Below are 16,831 nucleotides of genomic sequence, written 5' to 3'. Positions count from 1 at the left end.
GGCTGATCTACCCTTTTGTGGTGGACAGCGAGAGTCTGGCCGCGGCCGGGCTGCTGGCGGCCCTGAGCCGGGCGTCGGAGACTCTCGCGGAGTTACGTCATCCCTTCGTGAGAAGCGAGCGTTTCTCCTATTTCCTCCCTCCGGCCGGCGCCCGTGTCGGCACCCTGTTCATGCTCCCCGACGGGCGCGAGGTGCGCTTCGAGGTGTCCATCGCGGCCACCGGCAACTCCTTCCAGGTGACGGGAGTCGTCACGGCCGAGGACGGGCCGCCGCTGCTCGAACTGCCGAGCAAGACTTTCGCCAGCATCCACGACGGCCTGGCTGTGCTCGACGACTACGCGGGGGAGGTGGCGGCCCCGGCGGCGCGACTTATCGACCAGCTACTGGACGACATTGTCTGATTGTCAGACAATGGCCGCATGAAGAACGGACCGCTCGCCGTCGTCGCCGCCTCCGTGCTGTGGGGGACCGCTGGCACGGCGGGTTTGCTCGTCTCCGCCGACTCCGTGGCACTGGCCGCCGCCCGGCTGGTCATCGGGGGCACGGCGCTGGCCCTGTTCGCCGGGACGCGCCTTCGCACGGTGATCTCGCCGGGATTGCTGCTGGGCGCCGTCGCGGTGGCCGGGTACCAGTTGTGCTTCTTCGCCGCCATCGCCCGCACCGGGGTCGCCATCGGCAGCGTGGTGGCCATCGGCAGCGGGCCCGTGTTCACGGGGCTGCTCTCCTGGCTGTGGCACGGCCGGCGGCCCAGCGGGCGGTGGACCCTGGCCACCACGGCCGCCGTCTGCGGCTGCGCGGCGCTGATCGCCGGCGGCGGGGCCGAGGCGGGCGGGCAGGTCCTGGCGGGGGTGCTGCTCGCGCTGCTCGGCGGCCTGTTGTACGCCTTCTACGCGGTCGTGGCGTCCTCGGCGATCGGCCGGGGGGCCGAGTCCGGGGCGGTGATGGGGGTGATGTTCGGCGGCGCCGCCGCGATCATGGTGCCCGTCCTGATCGCCGGCGGGGTCGAGTGGCTGGCCGCGCCGCGCGGGGTGCTCACCGTGCTCTACCTCGGGCTCGGCACCACCGCCCTGTCCTACTTCCTGTACGGCCGGGGCCTGCGCACCACCCCCGTGGCCACGGCCGCCACCCTGGCCCTCACCGAACCGGCGGTCGCCGCGCTGCTCGGCCTGGTGGTGCTCGGCGAGCGGCTGCCCCCGGTCTCGATCGCGGGACTAGTCCTGCTCGCTCTCGGCCTCGTGGCGGTGGTCGTACCGGAAAGGGAGCTAGAGTCGCAGCCGTGACGTTGCCGCTCAGACCCGTCTCCACCGTCGGGGCGCTCGCCGACGCCCTGCGCGGCAGAGTGCTCTCCGGCGAGATCGAGCCCGGCACCTCGCTGCCCGAGCAGGAGATCGCCGCATCCTACGGCGTCGCCAGGCCGACCGTGCGGGAGGCGCTGGCCATCCTGGTCCACGAGGGACTGCTCAGGCGCGAGCGCAATCGCAGCGCTTATGTCCCTGAGGTGACGATCTCGGACCTCGACGACCTCATGTACGTGCGCCGGCCCCTGGAGGACCTGATGGCCCGGGCGGTGACCGGGCGGCGGGTACCGGAGGCTGAGGCCGCGCTGGCCCGGATGGACGCGTTGCCCGCCGACGGGCCGTGGTCCGAGGCCGTGGCCGAGCACATGGCCCTCCACGAGGCGCTGATCGAGGCGGTCGGGAGCCCGCGGCTGGAGCGCCTCTACGGCGTGCTGGCCGCCGAGACCCGGCTGGGGCTCGTCCGGCTGCGGGAGATCTACAAGGACAGGGATGTGCTGGTTCGCGAGCATCGCGAGTTGCTCGACGCGATCGCCGACGGGCCGGCGGACGCCGCGCGGGCGGCGGTGGCGGCACATCTCAGCCACTCGTGGGGCTCGCACTAGCCACCCGCGGAGCCGTCCTTTGCGGGGGATCCGCACCATTAAGTCCGAACCCTTGCGGGACTGCCCCGGAACTCGCAAGAATCGCGGCCATGCACGGCAACCCGATGCCGGACTCCTACGTGTATGTCACGGAAGAGGGCGTCACCCGTCACTACGCGGACGGGAGCGTCGAGGCCCTCGCGTGGGAGGACGTGGTGGAGGTCCGTGTCGTGGCCGAATCCGCGGAAGACGTCCTCTTCATTCTGCTCGACCGTGACGGTGAAGGCTGCGTGGTGCCGCGTTCGGCCACGGATGCCACTTTTATCGCCCGTCTGCGTTACCTGCCCGATTTCGACCTTGAACGGCTGACCGTGGCCGCCAATTCCGCGCATGACGGGGTTGTGGTCGTCTGGCGCAGCCCGGACCCGCCATCCGCATTGCCGGATCTGGAGTACGACTAGCCGCGCCTGACTGTCCGGTTCATCGCCCGGCAACCTGGCGAAACACCGCCGTAAACCTCACACTTTCCTCTCTGCTGCTGGCACTTTTGGATCGTTCCGTCAAGCCCCAGCGGCACCCGGCAATCGTCCGGTTGTGGACATTTGACGTTATTCCCGATAGCGGAATCGATCTTTAGTCTTTAGTGGGGGCCGCCGCCCTTGATTGTGCGTGGGACTTGTCAACCCATGTGGTTCAAGGAACGTCAAGTTATCGCGGTGCACAGAGTTGTCACAGGGTGGTGCTATGAGGGTGGGGACTGGGGAGTCCGTTGCCGTGCTCCTCAAGGCCGTGCCACGCCGTGCGTCGAGCATCTGGACGCGGGCGTACTTACGGCTCCTGTTATGCGGGGACACGATGTGCGCGCTGCTCGCGTGCTTATGCGTGCTGAGCGTGCGACTGGTCGCCGGGGCCTACATACCCTTGGTCGAATTCGTCCTGGGATTCGGGCTCGTCATCGTCTGGCCGGTCGCGCTCATGATGGGCGGAGCCTACCGCCAGCGCGCCAACGGTGAGGGAACGGAGGAGTTCAAGGCCGTCTTCAACGGCGGCATCGGCCTGATGGCCACCGTCGCCATCCTGGCCTACGCCACGCAGACCGCCATCGCGCGCAGCTTCGTGATGGCGATGCTGCCGCTGGCACTGCTGGTCACGCTCTACTACCGGCACCGGATGCGCAAACGTCTCCACCGAAGGAGAGCGGCGGGCGACTACATGCGCGAGGTGATCGCGGTAGGACACCGGGAGTCGATCCTCGACCTGGTGATGCAGTTCAGGCGGCAGCCCTATCACGGAATGCGGGTGGTGGGAGCCTGCCTTCCGGATGCCACGGTGGACGTCGACCTGGACGGGATCCCGGTGCTGGGCTCCTTCGGCGACGTGGCGAGCGTGGTCGAGAGCGAGAGGGCCGACGCCGTGGCGGTGCTGGCCTGTCCGGAGCTCGACGGGGCGGCGCTGCGCCGGCTGGCGTGGAGCCTGGAGAGCGCGCGTACCGACCTCTTCGTGGCCCCCGCGCTGCTCGACGTGGCGGGGCCGCGCATCAGCATCAGGCCGGTCGCCGGGATGCCGCTGCTGCACGTGGAGCATCCCGAGTTCGACGGCGCCAGGCAGGTCGTCAAGGCCGGCTTCGACCGGCTGGGGGCGGCGCTCGCGCTGCTGCTGCTCGCGCTGCCGCTGCTGGGGCTCGCGCTGGTGATCCGCCTCACCAGTCCGGGGCCGGCGTTCTTCTACCAGACACGGGTCGGCAAAGGCGGCAAAAACTTCCGTCTCGTGAAATTTCGTACGATGGTGGCTGATGCGGAGCAACTCAAGGGCACGCTTGCTGACGCGAACGAGTTCGACGGGGTGCTCTTCAAGATTAGGAACGATCCAAGGATCACCCGCGTAGGCGCCAAGCTGCGCAGATACTCGCTGGACGAGCTGCCGCAGCTCCTCAACGTCATCCGCGGCGAGATGTCCCTCGTCGGGCCGCGCCCGCCGCTGCCCGACGAGGTGGACCAGTACGGCGCCGACGTACGCCGCCGCCTCGTCGTCAAACCGGGCATGACCGGCCTCTGGCAGGTCAGCGGCCGCTCGGACCTGACCTGGGAGGAGTCCGTACGCCTCGACCTGAGGTACGTGGAGAACTGGTCGCTCATCCTCGACCTGCAGATCCTCTGGAAGACCTGGTCCGTCGTCACCCGTGGAGAAGGGGCTTACTAGCGTGAAAGCACTCGTGCTCGCCGGCGGGTCGGGCACACGGCTCCGGCCCATCACGCACACCTCCGCCAAGCAACTGGTGCCGGTCGCCAACAAGCCGGTGCTGTTCTACGGCCTGGAGGCGATCGCGGCGGCCGGGATCACCGAGCTCGGCCTGGTGGTCGGGGACACGCACGCGGCGATCGAGGCGGCGGTGGGGGACGGCTCGGCCTTCGGGTTGCAGGTCACCTACCTGCGGCAGGAGGCGCCGCTCGGGCTGGCGCACGGGGTGCTGATCGCCCGGGAGTTCCTGGGCGGGGAGGACTTCGTGATGTACCTCGGTGACAACTTCATCGTGGGCGGCATCAACGACCTGGTGGAGCGGTTCGCCCGGGAGCGGCCGGCGGCCCAGATCATGCTCACCCGGGTGGCCGACCCGACCCAGTTCGGGGTGGCCGAGCTGGACGCCGGGGGCCGGGTGATCGGCCTGGAGGAGAAGCCGGAGCTGCCCAAGAGCGATCTGGCGCTGGTCGGGGTCTACCTGTTCGGCCCGGAGATCCACGCGGCGGTGGCGGAGCTGAAGCCGTCGCGGCGGGGTGAGCTGGAGATCACCGACGCGATCCAGGGACTGATCGAGGCGGGGTTGCGGGTGGAGTCGTCGGTGATCTCCGGCTACTGGAAGGACACCGGCAACGTCACCGACATGCTGGAGGTCAACCGGCTGCTGCTGGAGTCGGTCGAGCGCGGCGTGAGCGGGCGGGTGGACGCGGCCAGCGAACTGGTGGGCCGGGTGGTGGTGGAGCCGGAGGCGGTGGTCGAGCGGTCCAGGATCGTCGGCCCGGCGATCATCGGCCGGGGGGCGCGGATCCGCGACAGCTATGTCGGGCCGTTCACCTCCATCGGCGCCGGCTGCGCGGTGACCGACAGTGAGATCGAGTATTCGATCGTGCTGCCCCGGGCCTCCATCGCCGGGGTGGGCCGGATCGAGTCGTCGCTGATCGGCCATGACGTCGAGGTCACCCCGGCGCCCAACACGCCCAAAGCCCATCGTCTCGTACTGGGCGATCACAGCAAGGTGCAGATCAGTTCATGACAAGAGTCCTGGTGACGGGCGGTGCGGGGTTCATCGGCTCCCATTTCGCCCGCAGTTTGCATGACATGTCGGTGACCGTCGTGGACAGGCTCACCTATGCCGGAAACCGGGCGAACCTCGAGAAGGTGCCGCACGAGTTCGTGCACGGCGACATCTGCGACGCCGAGTTGCTGGCCAAGGTGGTGCCCGGTCACGACCTGGTGGTGAACTTCGCGGCCGAGTCGCATGTGGACCGGTCGATCGAGGGCGCCGCCGAGTTCGTGCGGACCAACGTGCTGGGCACCCAGACGCTGCTGCAGGCGTGCCTGGAGGCGGGGGTGCCGAAGGTGGTCCAGGTGTCCACCGACGAGGTGTACGGGTCGATCGACATCGGCTCCTGGGACGAGAGCGCGCCGCTGCGGCCGCGGTCGCCGTATGCGGCGTCCAAGGCCGGCGGCGACCTGATCGCCCAGGCGTACGCGATCACGCACGGGCTGGACGTGTCGATCACCCGGTGCGGCAACAACTACGGCCCGCGGCAGTATCCGGAGAAGGTCATCCCGCTGTTCGTGACGCGGTTGCTGCAGAACCGGAAGGTGCCGCTGTACGGGGACGGCGGCAACGTCCGGGACTGGATCCACGTGCGGGACCACTGCGCGGGCATCCGGCTGGTCGCGGAGCGGGGTGAGCCCGGCGAGGTCTACCACATCGCGGGCACGGCCGAGCTGTCCAACCGTGAGCTGACCGCGCTGCTGCTGGAGTCCTGCGGCCGGGGCTGGGACCTGGTCGAGCAGGTCGCCGACCGCAAGGGCCATGACCGCAGGTACTCGCTGGACGACGCCAAGCTGCGGGCGCTCGGCTACCGGCCGGAGATCCCGTTCGAGCAGGGGCTGAAGGACACCGTCCGCTGGTATGCCGAGCATCGCGATTGGTGGGTCAGTTGAGTGCGGTTGCGCCGGGAGGCGAGGGCGACATGAGGTGGCTCATCACGGGGGGCGGCGGGATGCTGGCGGCCGACACCCTCGACAGGACCGCGGCGACGGGCGAGCCGGTGCTCGCGCTCGGCCGTCAGGAGCTGGACCTGTGCGACAAGCGCGCGGTACGCGACTTCGTGTCGGCCTACCGGCCCCGAGTCGTGATCAACTGCGCCGCCTGGACGGCGGTGGACGACGCGGAGACGCGCGAGGCCGAGGCGCTGGCGGTCAACGGGCACGCCGTGCACTGGCTGGCCGAAGCCTGTGACCTGGCCGGGGCTCGGCTGGTGCACGTGTCCACCGACTACGTCTTCGACGGGGACGGCTCCCGGCCGTACCGGGAGGACTCACCCACCGGCCCGGTCAACGCGTACGGGCGGACCAAGCTCGCCGGGGAGCGCGCGGCGCTGGAGCACGGGCACTACGTGGTGCGCACCGCCTGGCTCTACGGCGCGCACGGCCCGAACTTCGTGCGCACGATGATCAGGCTGGCGGGGGAGCGGCCCACCGTGGACGTGGTCGACGACCAGCGCGGGCAGCCCACCTGGACGGCCGACCTGGCGGACTTCCTGGTCCGGCTGGCACAGTCGGCCCTGCCGGCCGGCGTCTACCACGGCACCAGCGCGGGTGAGACCACGTGGTGCGGGCTCGCCAAGGAGATCTTCATGCTGCTCGGCGCGGACGCCGCGCGGGTGCGGCCGGTGCCCGCCGCCACCTTCCCGCGGCCGGCCCGGCGGCCGGCCAACAGCGTGCTGGCGCACACCAGGTGGGCGCCGATCCGGCACTGGCAGGAGGCCCTGCACGCCGCCTGGCCGGTGCTCACGGGGACCGCTGTGACGGGTCAGGGGCCGGACGCCGCGAGCACGACCCGGCCGGAGGCGAAGGCGGGTCCTCAATGCAGCGTGGCGTAGAACTTCCGGCACGCCTCGTAGTCCGGCAGCAGCCCGGCCACCCGCGCCTCCTCCAGGGTGGGGGCCTTGGCGTCCTTCTCCGACAGCACCGGCTCCAGATCGGCGGGCCAGTCGATGGAGATCGCCGGGTCCATCGGGTCGACCCCGTGCTCCCGGCCCGGCGTGTACGGCTGCGAGCACAGGTAGACGACCGTGGCCTGCTCGCTGAGCGCCATGAACGCGTGCCCCAGCCCTTCGGCGATCAGCACGGAGTTCCGGGTCTCGTCGTCCAGCATCACCGCCTCCCAGCGGCCGTAGGTGGGCGAGCCCACCCGCACGTCCACGATGACGTCCATGATCCGGCCGGACACGCACATCAGGTATTTCGCCTGACCGGGCGGGACCGCGGCGAAATGGATGCCGCGCAGCACGCCGGCGTTGGAGACGGTGCAGTTGACCTGGGCGACGTCCAGCCGGTGCGGCAGCCTGGCCGCTCGGAAGGCCTCGGCGAGGCTGCCCCTGGGGTCGGTGTGGACGGTGGGCCGGAAATGCCACGAGCCCTCGATCGAGAGGCGATCCATGATCGCAGCATGCCAGATATTTCACCAAAAACAGATAGAGAGAGGGATATTTAATGATGACCTCGGTCTTCGCTAACAGCGCCGTAACCGACGAGGTCCGGCGCAGGCTGCTTTTCCAGGGCGAGGTGTTCGTCTACGCCGCCTCGCCCGCCACGACCGAGCTGATCGGTTTCGCCCGGGAGCTGATCTCCGAGGCGTTCGGCGACGTGAACCCGGAGACCGCGCAGCACGAGATGCCGGTCGAGGAGTTCGCGAAGTTACTCGCCGACCTCAAGCCCCGCTTCATCCACCACCCGCGGTGCAAGAAGTTACTGCCCGCGGTCATCGAGGAGCGCGGCTGCGACCTCGGGCAGACCTATTTCGACGTGCCCCGGCTGCGCACCTCCACCTCCAACGACTACCTCGTCTCCGGCATCTCCTACGCCTTCCACCCGCACCGCGACTGCTGGTACTCGGCGCCGTTCAGCCAGGTCAACTGGTGGATCCCGGTCTACGACGTGGTGCCGGAGAACGTCATGGCCTTCCACCCGCGCTACTTCGACCAGCCGGTGCGCAACGGCAGCGCGGGCTACGACTACGCCGAGTGGAACCGTACGAGCCGGCAGAGCGCGGCCGGCCACATCCGCAGCGACACCCGCGTGCAGCCCAGACCCGAGGAGCAGATCGAGCTGGAGCCGCAGGTCCGGGTGGTGCCCGAGGCGGGTGGCACGCTCATGTTCTCCGGCGCCCAGCTCCACTCGACCGTGCCGAACACCTCCGGCAGGACCCGCTTCAGCATCGACTTCCGCACCGTGCACCTCGCCGACGTGCGCGCGCACCGCGGGGCGCCGAACGTGGACGCCGAGTGCACCGGCACCACGCTGCGCGACTTCGTGCGCTGTAACGATCTCGCCGCGATGCCCGAAGATCTCGCGCTGGACTACGAGGCCCGAGCCCTGGCTGGAGTGAGCTGAATGACCACCTGCCGACTGTGCGGCGCGGGCGGGCTGGCCGGGGTCGTGGACCTCGGGGCGACCCCGCCGTGCGAGCTGTTCCTGACGGCGGAGCGCCTGGACGCGCCCGAGCCCACGTATCCGCTGCACCTGCGGGTCTGCACGACGTGCTGGCTGGCGCAGCTACCGCCGCTGATCACGCCGGAGGAGACGTTCACCGAGTACGCCTACTTCTCCTCCTACTCGACCTCCTGGGTCGAGCACGCGCGCCGGTTCGTCGAGGGGGCGGGACTGCGGCCGGACTCGTTCGTGGTGGAGGTGGCCAGCAACGACGGGTACCTGCTGCGGCACGTGGTCGAGCGGGGCGTGCGCTGCCTCGGCATCGAGCCGTCCGCGAACGTCGGCAGGGCCGCCATCGACAAGGGGGTGCCGACGCTCACGGAGTTCCTCTCACCGGAGGTCGGCCAGCGGGTGCGGGCCGAGCACGGGCCCGCCGACCTGGTGGTGGCCAACAACGTCTACGCCCACATCCCGGACGTCGTCGGCTTCACCCGGGGCCTGCGGGCGCTGGTGGCCGACGACGGGCGGGTCTCCATCGAGGTGCAGCACCTGCTGACGCTGATGGAGCTGAACCAGTACGACACGATCTACCACGAGCACTTCCAGTACTACACGGTCGCCTCGGCGCAGCGGGCGCTGGCCAGTGGCGGGCTGCACCTGGTGGACGTGGAGCCGCTGCCCACGCACGGCGGGTCGATCCGGCTCTGGGCCCAGCCGGCGGAGGCCCCCGTCTCCCCGCGGGTGGTCGAGGTGCTGGCGCGGGAGAAGGCCGCCGGGCTGCACGAGCTGTCCGGGTATGAGGACTTCGCGGCGCGGGTGGCCAAGGTGCGGCGGGACCTGCTCAGGTTCCTGATCGACGCCGCCGACGCCGGGAAGACCGTGGTCGGGTACGGGGCCCCGGGCAAGGGCAACACGCTGCTCAACCACTGCGGGATCCGGCCGGACCTGCTGGCGTACACGGTGGATCGCAATCCGTACAAGCACGGCAAGTTCACTCCGGGATCGCGGATCCCGATCTTCGAGCCGGAGCGCATCGCCGCCGACCGGCCCGACTACGTGCTCGTGCTGCCCTGGAACCTGCGGGACGAGCTGGTCGAGCAGCTCGCCTACGTCCGCGAGTGGGGCGGCGCGCTGGTCTTTCCCATCCCTGCTCTGGAGGTCGTCGCATGAAAGTCGTCCTCTTCTGCGGCGGGCGCGGCACCAGGATGCGCAGCGACCTGCCGGGCGGCGACATGCCCAAGCCGATGCAGCTCGTGGGCCCGCGCCCGCTGGTCTGGCATGTCATGCGCTATTACGCGCACTTCGGGCACAAGGAGTTCATCCTGTGCCTGGGCTACGGCGCCCAGCACATCAAGGACTTCTTCCTCACCTACCAGGAGACGGGGTCGAACGACTTCGTCCTGCGTGACGGCAGGATCGAGCTGCTGTCCACCGACATCTCCGACTGGCAGGTGTCGCTGATCGACACCGGGCTCGACTCCCCGATCGGCGAGCGCTTACGCCGGGCCCGACCGTACTTGGACGGAGACGAGATGTTCCTGGCCAACTACGCCGACGTGCTCACCGACGCGCCGCTGCCGGAGATCATCGAGCGCTTCACCACCTCCGGGGCGGGGGCCTCGATGATGGTGGTCCCGCCGACGAACACCTTCCACGTGATCGACGTCAGCGAGGGCGGCCTGGTCGGCGGCATCACGCCGGTCAGCCAGATGCCGCTCTGGGTGAACGGCGGCTTCTTCGTGCTGCGCCAGGACGTCTTCGACCACATCCCGGAGAACGGCGACCTGGTCGCGGACGGTTGCGCGGAGCTGGCCAAGCAGGGGCGGCTGCTGGCCTACCCGCACCGCGGCTACTGGCGGCCGAGTGACACCGTCAACCAGCGGCTGGAGCTGGATCGTTCCTGGGCGCGGGGCGAGCGGCCCTGGGCGCTGTGGGAAGCATGATCGGCCTGCGGCCCGCGGCCTGTGACGGGGTCGTCGCGCTCGGCGCGCACTGCGACGACATCGCGATCGGGGCCGGCGGGAGCCTGTACACCCTCTGCGCCGCCCGCCCCGGGCTGCGGGTGGACGCGCTGGTCCTGTCCGGCGGCGGGACCGAGCGCGAGAAGGAGGAGCTGAAGGCGCTCACGGCCTTCTGCCCCGGCGCCGACCTGTCGCTCACCGTGCTGGAGCTGCCCGACGGGCGGCTGCCCGCGCACTGGGACGAGGCCAAGAACGCCCTGGAGGAGCTGCGTGCCAGGACGCGGCCCGACCTGATCCTCGCGCCCTGGGCGGGCGACGCCCACCAGGACCACCGCGGTCTGGCCAAGCTGGTGCCGACGGTCTGGCGCGACCACCTGGCGCTGGGCTACGAGATCGTCAAGTGGGACGGCGACCTCGGGCGGCCCACGGTCTACCAGCCGCTCGCCGACGGCGTGGCCGAGACCAAGGTGCGCCTGCTGCAGGAGCACTACCCCTCACAACGCCACCGCCCCTGGTACGACCGGGAGGCCTTCCTCGGCCTCGCCCGCATCCGGGGCATCGAGTGCGACGCCCGGTACGCCGAGGCGTTCCACGTCACCAAGTTGACCATTGATCTGGCTGGAGGCTGACTTGCGGATTCTCTTGACCGGGCACCAGGGCTACCTGGGCAGCGTGATGACCCCCGTGCTGCTGGCGGCGGGACACGAGGTGATCGGCCTGGACTCGGGGCTGTTCGCCGACTGCGTGCTCGGCCCCGCGCCGGACGACCCGCCGGGGCACGCCGTCGATCTGCGCGACGTGCCCGCCGGGCTGCTGGCCGGCGTGGACGCCGTGGCGCATCTGGCCGCGCTGTCGAACGACCCCCTCGGCTCGCTGGCCCCCGAGTTGACCTACGACATCAACCACCACGCCTCCGTGCGGCTGGCCCGGCTCGCCAGGGACGCCGGGGTGCGCAGGTTCGTCTACGCCTCCACCTGCTCGGTCTACGGCGCTTCCGGGGGCGACGAGCTGGTGAACGAGGACGCGCCGCTGCGGCCGGTGACGCCGTACGCGGAGTCGAAGGTCAGGGTCGAGGACGACCTGGCGAAGCTGGCCGACGACGACTTCTCGCCGGTGTTCATGCGCAACGCCACCGCGTTCGGGTTCTCGCCCCGGCTGCGGGCCGACATCGTGCTGAACAACCTGGTGGGCCACGCCGTGCTCACCGGCAAGGTAAGGGTGTTGTCCGACGGCACGCCGTGGCGCCCCCTGGTGCACGCCGAGGACATCGCCGAGGCGTTCCTGCGGGCGATCGAGGCGCCGCGGGAGGCCGTGCACGCCCAGGCGTACAACGTGGGCAGCGAACGCAACAACGTGACGGTGGCGGAGATCGCCGAGGAGGTCGTCGCGGCCGTGCCCGGGGCCGAGCTGCTGATCACCGGGGAGACCGGCAGCGACCCGCGCTCCTACCGGGTGGACTTCTCCCGGATACGCGCGGCGCTGCCCGGCTACGAAGCCCGCTGGACGGTCAGGGCGGGCGCCGAGGAGCTGGCGGCGGCCTATCGCGCCTACGGGCTGACGCACCACGACTTCGACCGGCGTTTCACCCGGCTGGCGCGGCTGGCCGACCGCCGCGAGATCGGCACCATCGACGCGGAGCTGCGCCCGTGACGGTTCCCGCATCGATCCCTTCGATGACCGGCGAGGAGATGCACGCGCTGGTCGAGCGCCTGTATCCGATCTGCCGCAGCATCACCGGCGACGGCGTGCGGCGGACCCTGGAGATCGTCGGCGAGCATCTGCCGCTGGAGGTCACCGAGGTGCCGACGGGCACGGAGGTGCTGGACTGGAACGTGCCGAAAGAGTGGAACATCCGCGACGCCTACGTCAAGGATCCCGCCGGGCGGCGGGTGATCGACTTCCGGGAGTCGAACCTGCACGTGGTGGGCTACAGCGTGCCGGTGTCGGGGACGTACACGCTGGAGGAGCTGCGGCCGCGCCTGCACACGCTGCCCGACCGGCCGGAGCTGGTGCCCTACCGGACCAGCTACTACGCGGAGACCTGGGGGTTCTGCCTCAGCCGGCAAGTGCTCGACGGGCTCGGCGAGGGGCCCTACGAGGTGATGATCGACTCCACGCTGGCGGACGGCTCGCTGACCATCGCCGAGCACGTGGTGCCCGGCGAGCTGGCCGAAGAGGTGGTCGTGTCGTGTCACGTCTGCCATCCGTCGCTGGCCAACGACAACATGGCGGGCGTCGCGGTGGCGGTGGCGCTGGCGCTCGGGCTGCGGCGGCCCCGCTACACCTACCGGTTCCTGTTCATGCCGGGGACGATCGGGGCGATCACGTGGCTGGCGCTCAACAGGGAACGCGTGCGGCTGATCGCGGGCGGGCTGACTCTGGCGTGCGCGGGGGATCCGGGGGCTCTGACGTACAAGCGGAGCCGGCGTGGGGACGCCGGGATCGACCGGGCGGTCACGTACGTGCTGCGTGACCGGCCGCACGAGGTGCTGGACTTCTCGCCGTACGGGTACGACGAGCGCCAGTTCTGCTCGCCCGGGTTCAACCTGCCGTTCGGCAGCCTGACGAGGACGCCGTACGCCCAATACCCGGAATATCACACCTCGGGAGACAACCCGGGGTTCGTCACTCCGGCGGCCCTGGCCGACACCCTCGACGTCCTCAACCGGGTCGTCGAGGTGCTGGAGGGCGACCGTACCTACCTGAACCTCAGCCCGTACGGCGAGCCGCAGCTCGGCAGGCGAGGGCTCTACGAATCCCTCGGCGGGCGGAGTGACACGAAACAGGCCCAGATGGCGATGTTATGGGTGTTGAACCTGTCCGACGGGGAGCACAGCCTGCTCGACATCGCCCGACGATCCGAGTTGCCCTTCGCCGCTGTGGAAGGGGCGGCCCAGGCACTGCTTGATGCCGGACTGGTGAAGGAGAAGACGTGATGGACCTCAGGGTCGGAGACGTCGTGGAAGTGCGCGATGAAGCTGAGATCCTCGCCACGCTGGATGAGCGTGGCGAGCTGGACGGGCTGCCGTTCATGCCCGAGATGGCCGCCTACTGCGGCCGGCGACTCACCGTGCACAAGGTCGCGCACAAGCTCTGTGACACGCAGACCCGCACCGGGCTGCGCAAGATGGAGCGTGCCGTGCACCTGACCGGCGCGCGCTGCGACGGCTCGGCACACGGCGGGTGCCAGACCGCCTGCTCCATGTACTGGAAGGAAGCCTGGATCAGGCGGGTGGACGGAGCGCCCTCGGAGGCGGCGCCCACGAGGCCGGCTTCCGGCTCGCGGCTGCTGCCGCTGCTGGAGGTCAACACCCGCCGTCCGGACCGGCCGGAGCGATATTCCTGCCAGGCGACCGAGCTGCTGCGGGCCGCGCCGGCCTGCGTGCCCCTCAAGGACGTCTCCCAGTACGCCAAGGACGTCCGCTCGGGCAACGTCGGCCTGCGCCGCACCGTGCAGGGCATCGCGATCGGCCTGTTCAACCGGCTGCAGAACGCGGCCAGGCGCGCCCTGCCCCGCCGCCTGTGGATCAAGGGCGGCCTGCCGTGGGGGTTCCTCAGGGGCGGGGTCACCGGGCCGACGCCCACGGAGATCCTCGACCTGCGCCCCGGCGAGCTGGTCAGGATCAAGCCGAAGGAGGAGATCCTCAGGACGCTCAACACCGACCTGCTCAACCGCGGCATGGGATTCGAGCAGGAGATGGCCCGCCACTGCGGCAAGACCCGCCGGGTCAGGGCCAGGGTCGACCGGTGCATCGACGAGAAGACCGGCCGGATGCTGTACATGAAGAACCCCTGCATCGTGCTCGACGACGTCGTGTGCGAGGGGGTGCACAGCCTCAACTGTCCACGCGAATTCGTCCCGTTCTGGCGAGAGATCTGGCTGGAACGGGTCGGGTGAAAGGCATGAATGGAAGACAAAGTCGAGTCCATCGGTCGTAAGGCGGGCCGTGGACTGCGATGGAGCCTGCTCGGCAACGTCGTCACCAAGGCGGCCTCCTTCGCGATGAGCCTCGTGCTCGCGCGCCTCATCGCGCCCGAGGACTTCGGTATATACGCGATCGCCCTGGCGGCGACGCAGTTCGTCATGCACATCAAGGACGCGGGCATCATCGCCGCCACCGTCCAGTGGCGCGGCCGGCTCGACGAGATCGCGCCGACCGCGACCGTGCTCGGTTTCCTGTTCGCCACCGGCCTGTACGGGATCTTCTGGGTGGGCGCACCCTGGTTCTCCGAACTGGCCGGCAGCGCGGAGGCGACCGGGGTGGTGCGGCTGCTCACCATGGTCATCCTGGTCGAGGCCGTGACCGCGGTGCGCAGCGCCGCCCTGATGCGCAGGTTCGCGCAGGACAAGCTGGCCCTGGCCAACCTGGCCGGCTTCGCGGTCAACGCCGGCCTGGCCATCTCGCTGGCCGCCGGCGGCGCGGGCGCCTACAGCTTCGCCTGGGGGCAGGTGGCCCAGGCGGTCGTCACCGGGGCCATCGTGTTCGTCTCGGCACGGGTGCCCGTGGCCATCGGCTTCGACCGGGACGTCGCCGGCAGGCTGCTGCGCTTCGGGCTGCCCTCGGCCGCCGGTTTCGGGCTGGAGGCCGTCCTGATGAACTCCAGCTTCGTCGTGGTCGGCGCGATCCTCGGCAAGCTGCAGCTCGGCTACTACCTGCTGGCCTTCAACGTCTCCAGCTGGGTGCCCGGGGTGATCGGCACGGCGGTGCGGTACGTCTCCTTACCCGGCTTCTCCAGGTTGGCCGAGGACGGCGACTCGCTGGCCGAGGGGGTGCGGCGGTCCGTACCGATGCTCGTGACGTTCGTGCTTCCGGTGGCGCTGGTCATGGCCACGCTGGCGCATCCGCTCATCGCCTTCCTCTACGGCGTGGAGTGGGATCCCTCGGCCGGCGTGCTGCGCTGGCTCGCCGTGCTGATGGTCGTGCGGATGCTCACGTCGTTCCTGGCCGTGGACATCCTCACCTCGATGGGCGCGACCAAGAGCACGATCTGGCTCAACCTCGGCTGGGCGGCCGCGCTGCTGCCCGCGCTCATGGTGGGCGCCCACTACGGCGGCATCCGCGGCGCGGCGATCGGCCACGCGGCCGCCGCCGCGCTCGTCGCGCTGCCGCTGTGCGTGCTGCTGCTGCACCGGCGCGGCATCCGCCTGGCGCCCGTGATGCCCGGGCTGGTCCGACCCGGCCTCGCGACGCTGGCGGCCGGCACGCTCATGGTGCTGTTCACCGGCGCGTTCGAGGGCAATCCGCTGCTGGAGCTGGTCGTCGTGGGCGGCGCGGGCATGGTCGTCTTCGCAGCGGTCGTGCTGCCCCCGGCGGTGCTGAGACAGCTGACAGGAAAGAAGGTCTCCCCATGACGCTCGTGTCCTTCGGCCTGCCCGTCTACAACGGGGCCGCGCGGCTGGAGCCGGTCGTCAGGTCCGTGCTGGCGCAGGACCACGCCGATCTGGAGCTGGTGATCTGCGACAACGCCTCCACGGACGAGACGGGGGAGCTCGCCCGCGCGCTGGCCGCGGCCGACAGCCGCGTCCGCTACCACCGCCAGCCGCGCAACGTGGGGCTGGTCGGCAACTTCACCTCCGTGCTCGGGCTGGCCAGGGGGACGTACTTCCGGTGGGTGGGCGACGACAACTGGCTGGACCCGGCCTACACCTCGCGCTGCCTGGAGCTGTACGCCCGGGACGCGCGGCTGGTCCTGGTCACGAGCCAGATGGAGTACGCCGGCCCGGACGGCGGCAAGCACAGCGGCTCCTACGACGGCACCGCCCTGCTGTCGGACGACCCGATCACCAGGTTCGCGGAGCTGCTGCGTCTGCTCAACGACAGCCATCTCACCCTGGACCCGCTCTACGGGCTGCTGCGGCGCGAGACGGTGCTCGCCATGGACCGCCGCGTCATGTTGCACGAGGACCAGATCCTGGCCGCCAACCTGGCCCTGGCCGGGCCGTGGGGGCACGTGCCCGAGGTGCTGGGCGGGCGGGGGTGGGAGAGCCAGTCGCTGGCCGGCATCGCGCGGAAGATCGGGGTGGGCCGGTGGCAGGCGAGGTTCGCCACGCTGCTGGAGTGCAGGGAGATCCTGCGCGGGCTGCCGCGCTTCGAGCTGAGCGCGGAGCAGCGCGGGCTGGCCCGCCGGGCGGTGCTCAACATGTACGTCACGCGCCACCGGCGCACGGTCCGGCACCGTGGCCGCAGGCTTTTGAGGATGGCCCTGAACCGATGACTCATCGCACCCCAATTCTCGCAGGGTGTTACCCGGGTTGCGGTTAGGGTTTCCATTCTTCTGTAACGAGAAGTGGGAATTTCCCGATTAT

18 protein-coding genes are annotated in these 16,831 nt (G+C 70.1%); 17 read left to right on the top strand and 1 reads right to left on the bottom strand.

Annotated elements, in window-relative coordinates; genetic code table 11:
- Window positions 1–20 precede the first annotated feature (20 nt).
- From ABGB18_RS12395 to rfbD, 8 genes are all read left to right on the top strand, one after another.
- Complete coding sequence (locus ABGB18_RS12395) at window positions 21–401, top strand: hypothetical protein (RefSeq protein WP_347695595.1); 381 nt, start codon at window positions 21–23, stop codon at window positions 399–401.
- An 18-nt stretch (window positions 402–419) separates the two neighbouring features.
- On the top strand, window positions 420–1,280 hold the full coding sequence (locus ABGB18_RS12390) for an EamA family transporter (protein ID WP_347695594.1): 861 nt from the start codon (window positions 420–422) through the stop codon (window positions 1,278–1,280).
- Entirely contained in the window at window positions 1,277–1,900 is a 624-nt protein-coding gene (locus ABGB18_RS12385) for a GntR family transcriptional regulator (protein WP_347695593.1), read from the top strand. Before ABGB18_RS12390 ends, ABGB18_RS12385 begins: the two co-directional genes overlap by 4 nt.
- An 89-nt stretch (window positions 1,901–1,989) precedes the next feature.
- Window positions 1,990–2,340 (top strand): hypothetical protein, encoded by a 351-nt coding sequence (locus ABGB18_RS12380; protein WP_347695592.1) that lies wholly within the window; start codon window positions 1,990–1,992, stop codon window positions 2,338–2,340.
- A 283-nt stretch (window positions 2,341–2,623) separates the two neighbouring features.
- Window positions 2,624–4,078 (top strand): sugar transferase, encoded by a 1,455-nt coding sequence (locus tag ABGB18_RS12375; protein WP_347695591.1) that lies wholly within the window; start codon window positions 2,624–2,626, stop codon window positions 4,076–4,078.
- Window position 4,079: 1 nt separating this feature from the next.
- Complete coding sequence (locus ABGB18_RS12370; protein ID WP_347695590.1) at window positions 4,080–5,147, top strand: glucose-1-phosphate thymidylyltransferase; 1,068 nt, start codon at window positions 4,080–4,082, stop codon at window positions 5,145–5,147.
- Window positions 5,144–6,070 carry a dTDP-glucose 4,6-dehydratase gene (gene rfbB, locus ABGB18_RS12365; RefSeq protein ID WP_347695589.1) on the top strand — a complete coding sequence of 309 codons (927 nt, stop codon included), beginning with the start codon at window positions 5,144–5,146 and terminating at the stop codon, window positions 6,068–6,070. Before ABGB18_RS12370 ends, rfbB begins: the two co-directional genes overlap by 4 nt.
- 29 nt (window positions 6,071–6,099) lie before the next feature.
- The gene (gene rfbD / locus ABGB18_RS12360; RefSeq protein ID WP_347695588.1) at window positions 6,100–7,011 is read left to right on the top strand and encodes a dTDP-4-dehydrorhamnose reductase; all 912 of its coding nucleotides are present in this window, start codon (window positions 6,100–6,102) and stop codon (window positions 7,009–7,011) included.
- On the opposite strand, the gene rfbC is transcribed toward rfbD, so the two are convergent.
- Window positions 6,993–7,571, bottom strand: coding sequence for a dTDP-4-dehydrorhamnose 3,5-epimerase (gene rfbC / locus ABGB18_RS12355; protein ID WP_347695587.1), 579 nt, complete (start codon window positions 7,569–7,571; stop codon window positions 6,993–6,995). The two genes, rfbD and rfbC, sit on opposite strands and share 19 nt — an antisense overlap.
- 53 nt (window positions 7,572–7,624) lie before the next feature.
- Between rfbC and ABGB18_RS12350 the strand changes: the two genes are divergently transcribed.
- The 9 genes from ABGB18_RS12350 to ABGB18_RS12310 are packed head-to-tail and all read left to right on the top strand — an operon-like array spanning window position 7,625 to window position 16,740.
- Entirely contained in the window at window positions 7,625–8,524 is a 900-nt protein-coding gene (locus ABGB18_RS12350) for a hypothetical protein (RefSeq protein ID WP_347695586.1), read from the top strand.
- A complete protein-coding gene (locus ABGB18_RS12345; RefSeq protein WP_347695585.1) occupies window positions 8,525–9,733 on the top strand; it encodes a class I SAM-dependent methyltransferase in 1,209 nt (402 codons plus the stop codon).
- Window positions 9,730–10,506 carry a glucose-1-phosphate cytidylyltransferase gene (locus ABGB18_RS12340; RefSeq protein ID WP_347695584.1) on the top strand — a complete coding sequence of 259 codons (777 nt, stop codon included), beginning with the start codon at window positions 9,730–9,732 and terminating at the stop codon, window positions 10,504–10,506. The genes ABGB18_RS12345 and ABGB18_RS12340 overlap by 4 nt, the downstream gene beginning before the upstream one ends.
- The gene (locus tag ABGB18_RS12335; RefSeq protein WP_347695583.1) at window positions 10,503–11,153 is read left to right on the top strand and encodes a PIG-L deacetylase family protein; all 651 of its coding nucleotides are present in this window, start codon (window positions 10,503–10,505) and stop codon (window positions 11,151–11,153) included. The genes ABGB18_RS12340 and ABGB18_RS12335 overlap by 4 nt, the downstream gene beginning before the upstream one ends.
- Window position 11,154: 1 nt before the next feature.
- The gene (locus ABGB18_RS12330) at window positions 11,155–12,174 is read left to right on the top strand and encodes an SDR family oxidoreductase (protein ID WP_347695582.1); all 1,020 of its coding nucleotides are present in this window, start codon (window positions 11,155–11,157) and stop codon (window positions 12,172–12,174) included.
- Window positions 12,171–13,460: a DUF4910 domain-containing protein gene (locus ABGB18_RS12325; protein WP_347695581.1), complete on the top strand. Its 1,290-nt coding sequence runs from the start codon at window positions 12,171–12,173 to the stop codon at window positions 13,458–13,460. Before ABGB18_RS12330 ends, ABGB18_RS12325 begins: the two co-directional genes overlap by 4 nt.
- A complete protein-coding gene (locus ABGB18_RS12320; RefSeq protein WP_347695580.1) occupies window positions 13,460–14,422 on the top strand; it encodes a hypothetical protein in 963 nt (320 codons plus the stop codon). Before ABGB18_RS12325 ends, ABGB18_RS12320 begins: the two co-directional genes overlap by 1 nt.
- Window positions 14,423–14,431: 9 nt before the next feature.
- On the top strand, window positions 14,432–15,877 hold the full coding sequence (locus tag ABGB18_RS12315) for an oligosaccharide flippase family protein (protein ID WP_347695579.1): 1,446 nt from the start codon (window positions 14,432–14,434) through the stop codon (window positions 15,875–15,877).
- Complete coding sequence (locus tag ABGB18_RS12310; RefSeq protein WP_347695578.1) at window positions 15,874–16,740, top strand: glycosyltransferase family 2 protein; 867 nt, start codon at window positions 15,874–15,876, stop codon at window positions 16,738–16,740. Before ABGB18_RS12315 ends, ABGB18_RS12310 begins: the two co-directional genes overlap by 4 nt.
- The last annotated feature ends 91 nt before the right edge of the window (window positions 16,741–16,831 follow it).

It is taken from the genome of Nonomuraea sp. B12E4, assembly GCF_039871825.1.
Lineage (GTDB): Bacteria > Actinomycetota > Actinomycetes > Streptosporangiales > Streptosporangiaceae > Nonomuraea.
This window is presented reverse-complemented; position numbering and strand designations above follow the sequence as displayed.